Consider the following 3,617-nt stretch of genomic DNA (forward strand, 5'->3'; position numbering starts at 1 on the left):
GAAGGATCACACATAACGCAATGATTATATCGAGTTCTGAAGGTGTGCCCGGCTTTTTGACAGGGGGTCACACCATAGGCAAGTAAAAAGTCATATTCTTTCATATAATGCTTATATTCAACATATCTCATTCCAGTTGCATCCAAAACCTCCTCCATAGAGATATTATGCCTCATCATGAAATCCAAATGCTCTTGTGTCAACTTTGCCATAATCTTTCCAAAAATCCAATTGAAAACTTTCTAACATATTTCAAAAAATCATTATAACACATCCAAAATATTAAACACCCAACCATTGGTAAGACTTTATAACCACTTTTAGGGATATATTCATATCATGCAAATTCATGACATTATTCGCAAATTGCGCGAAGAAAAACATTGGTCTCAAGAAGAGATGGCAAGTCGAGTAGGAATGTCAAAAAATGGCTATGCAAAAATGGAGCGTGGCGAAAGTCGCCCTAGCCTAGACAGACTAGAAAAAATCACTCAAGTACTTGGCATTGAAATGACCGAGTTGTTTAATGAAGACAAAAAATCAGTAGTTTTAAAAAGCGCTTAGCAAACATCCCAGATACACCCAGTGGCTGATTGGCAAATTTTAAACACAACAGGTATAATACCCCAAACCTGTCAGCCATCGCCAAGGCAAATTATGAATCCTTATGCCAATCCAGAACCGTTACATTTTAGCGGTGTTCGCTTCGATGAACAACTCATCCACAAATACAACCGCCAAGGCCCTCGCTACACCTCATACCCCACCGCGCTTGAATTCACGCCCATCTCCGAAGGCGTGGAGCAGACCATCTTAAACCAAAGAGATGAGAGCACACCGCTATCACTGTATTTTCATGTGCCATTCTGCCGTCATCTTTGCTACTACTGTGGTTGCAATAAGATCATCACCAAGAAAAACAGCGATGCTGGCGATTATCTGGATTACCTTATTCGCGAAGTTAAACACAAAAAATCCTTACTTCGTGGCACGCCCATCGTCAAACAGCTGCATCTGGGCGGTGGCACGCCAACTTTTTTTAGCGATGACGAACTAGCACAGCTGTGGAATTTCTTACAATCAGAATTCCAATTCGCCGCCGATGGTGATTATTCTATAGAAATTGACCCGCGTGAGCTGCGACCAAATACCTTGGTCGTTCTGCGCAAGCTTGGTTTTAATCGTCTTAGTTTTGGCGTGCAGGATTTAGAAGAGAAAGTTCAGATCGCTGTAAACCGCGTACAGCCTGAAGCGATGATCAGGCAAGTGATGGCAGATGCGCGCGAATTGGGCTTTAGATCCATTAATATTGACCTAATCTATGGTCTGCCACATCAGACAGTGGCGAGCATGGCGGACACGGTGGCTCGCATCATCGACATCGCGCCTGACAGATTGTCAGTGTTTAATTACGCCCATCTGCCAGAGCGCTTCACCGCACAGCGTCGCATCAAAGAAGAAGATCTGCCCAGCCTTGCTGATAAGCTGACCATGTTCGGCAACACCATCAATGCACTGACCCAAGCAGGTTATCAATACATCGGCATCGATCATTTCGCGCGTCCTGATGATGAGATGGCGATCGCTCAGCGCAGTGGTAAATTACATCGTAATTTTCAGGGTTATGCGACGCTTGGCGAGTGTGATTTGCTTGGATTTGGGGTGTCGTCCATCAGTCAGATTGGTCGCCACATCTTGCAAAATCACACCGATTTGAACGAATATAAGCGCATGATTGATGATGGCGCCCTGCCTGCGGTTAAGCACATTGAATCTGACCCCAAGGATGAGCTACGCCGCTATGTCATCATGAATCTACTATGCCATGACCGATTGGACTTCAAGGACGTTAGCGACAGATTTGACATCGATGCCAGAGCTTATTTTAAAGATGAGCTGGCGCAGCTAGATGACATGCAAGCAGACGGACTGGTGAGCATCAACGACACAGGTGTACAGATTCTACCCAAGGGTCGTATCTTGGGACGCAGCGTTGCCATGGTATTTGATGAATACCTTGCCAAAAAACACGCCAATCGCTTCTCGAAGGTAATTTAGTGCTTAACATAAAAAAGGGCAAAACGCCCTTTTTTAATGTGTTAGATTAATTTTTAGTTTTCTTTTTTAGTGATGAGAAAATGCCTTCATGTTCGTATTTTGGCACTTTTAGGGTCATGGTATTCGACAGAATATCGTGCGCGGCTAAACCACGACGATTGAACCAGCAAAACGCATAATTGAACAACAAACCGACAAACGCACTAAACAATACCGCCAAACGCGAACCGTGGATGAGTGCACCAACCAAAGCACAAAGCAGCGGTAACAGACACGCACCAATGATGCGCTTAAAGCTATTGCCCCATGTCAGAAGATGCCCATCGGCATTGACGGTTTTTAGTCGCCATGTCTGCATGCCCAGAGTCTGACCCGATTTTCGCCAAAATATGCCATAAAATCCCACAAGCGTCAGCACAAAGGCAGGTGTCATCACGCCATTTTGATACCATTTGGGCAGCTCCTTGGCATCTTGGGCGGTGGTGCCAACATCCACGAACATCATCGTGCCCACCACTGATAAAATCAGCCCAACCAAAAAAAGCATCGCCAAAATCAGCATCCCATCATACAGCATGGTCATCAATCGCGCCATTGGCGATGCGATGACAACAGGCTCATCACGTTGTGTGGCGATTTTTGGGGATTTGGTGGGTTTTATGAGTTTGGTCATGGCATCATCATCAAAATTTTTTGCCTATTTTATCATGATTTGATGGGTTTACCTAACGACAAAACCACCCAAAGAACCGCAACAAATATCATGCAAAAAATAGGCAAAAAAAATCATCAAAACTTTAAGATTTTGATGACTTTTCAATATGGCGCACCCGGAGAGATTCGAACTCCCGACCCCTTAGTTCGTAGCCAAGTGCTCTATCCAACTGAGCTACGGGTGCATGTGTTATCAAGATTATTTGCTATCGTCTTGATGGTGGGCTATTATACTAGATAATTTTAGTATGTCAAGCGATTTTTTATTTATTTTTTAAATTTTAATGACTTAAAAAATAAATGGCGGTGACGGAGGGATTCGAACCCTCGATACAGTTTCCCGTATGCATCCTTAGCAGGGATGTGGTTTCAGCCACTCACCCACGTCACCGTCTACAATAATCAGTGATAAATCACCGAACGTTGTGGGCGATAATTATAACAAAGTTTTGGGCTTTTGCAAGTAGTTTTTATTAAAATTTCCAAAAATCTTAGAAAAAGTGATTGTGACGTGGGCGTTTTAATGTTTGGATATAGATTTTGGGACAATTCTGTCACAGCTTCATCAAAATTTGCTATGATATATCTCATTGCTAATCATATAAGGAATCACACATGACACATCAGATGCGTCCGACGGTGCTTTGTTTCTCGGGGCTTGATCCTTCTGGTGGTGCAGGATTGCAAGCTGACATTGAATCCATCGGTGCGGCAGGTGCGCACGCTGCCGTGGCCTGCACCGCCATCACCGTTCAAAGCTCACAAGCGGTGTTTGGCTTTGAGCCGACATCCAGCGAATTATTAACCGCGCAGGCATCTGCGGTACTAGAAGACCTACCTGTTGC

Annotated in this window: 5 protein-coding genes and 2 tRNA genes; 3 read left to right on the plus strand and 4 right to left on the minus strand. The window is 44.2% G+C overall.

The features are described 5' to 3' along the window. Positions 1-212: hypothetical protein (locus tag GY683_RS00835; RefSeq protein ID WP_297286949.1), on the minus strand; the 212-nt coding region annotated here is incomplete at its 3' end. A 127-nt stretch (positions 213-339) separates the two neighbouring features. Between GY683_RS00835 and GY683_RS00840 the strand changes: the two genes are divergently transcribed. Next, a complete protein-coding gene (locus GY683_RS00840) occupies positions 340-564 on the plus strand; it encodes a helix-turn-helix transcriptional regulator (RefSeq protein ID WP_297286950.1) in 225 nt (74 codons plus the stop codon). A 93-nt stretch (positions 565-657) separates the two neighbouring features. Then, on the plus strand, positions 658-2,058 hold the full coding sequence (gene hemN / locus GY683_RS00845) for an oxygen-independent coproporphyrinogen III oxidase (protein WP_297286951.1): 1,401 nt from the start codon (positions 658-660) through the stop codon (positions 2,056-2,058). Positions 2,059-2,104: 46 nt separating this feature from the next. Here hemN and GY683_RS00850 read toward each other — a convergent pair whose 3' ends face one another. The 3 genes from GY683_RS00850 to GY683_RS00860 form a co-directional block, all read right to left on the minus strand. Continuing rightward, positions 2,105-2,653, minus strand: a complete 549-nt coding sequence (locus GY683_RS00850; RefSeq protein WP_367274102.1) for an RDD family protein — start codon at positions 2,651-2,653, stop codon at positions 2,105-2,107. A 227-nt stretch (positions 2,654-2,880) separates the two neighbouring features. Next, positions 2,881-2,957 (minus strand) — tRNA-Arg (locus GY683_RS00855). A gap of 116 nt (positions 2,958-3,073) precedes the next feature. Further along, positions 3,074-3,163: transfer RNA gene (locus tag GY683_RS00860), tRNA-Ser, on the minus strand. 236 nt (positions 3,164-3,399) lie between these two features. Between GY683_RS00860 and GY683_RS00865 the strand changes: the two genes are divergently transcribed. Further along, a partial coding sequence (locus tag GY683_RS00865) for a bifunctional hydroxymethylpyrimidine kinase/phosphomethylpyrimidine kinase (RefSeq protein ID WP_297286953.1) occupies positions 3,400-3,617 on the plus strand: 218 nt, incomplete at its 3' end.

The sequence above is a fragment of the Moraxella sp. genome, assembly GCF_024227015.1.
Lineage (GTDB): Bacteria > Pseudomonadota > Gammaproteobacteria > Pseudomonadales > Moraxellaceae > Moraxella.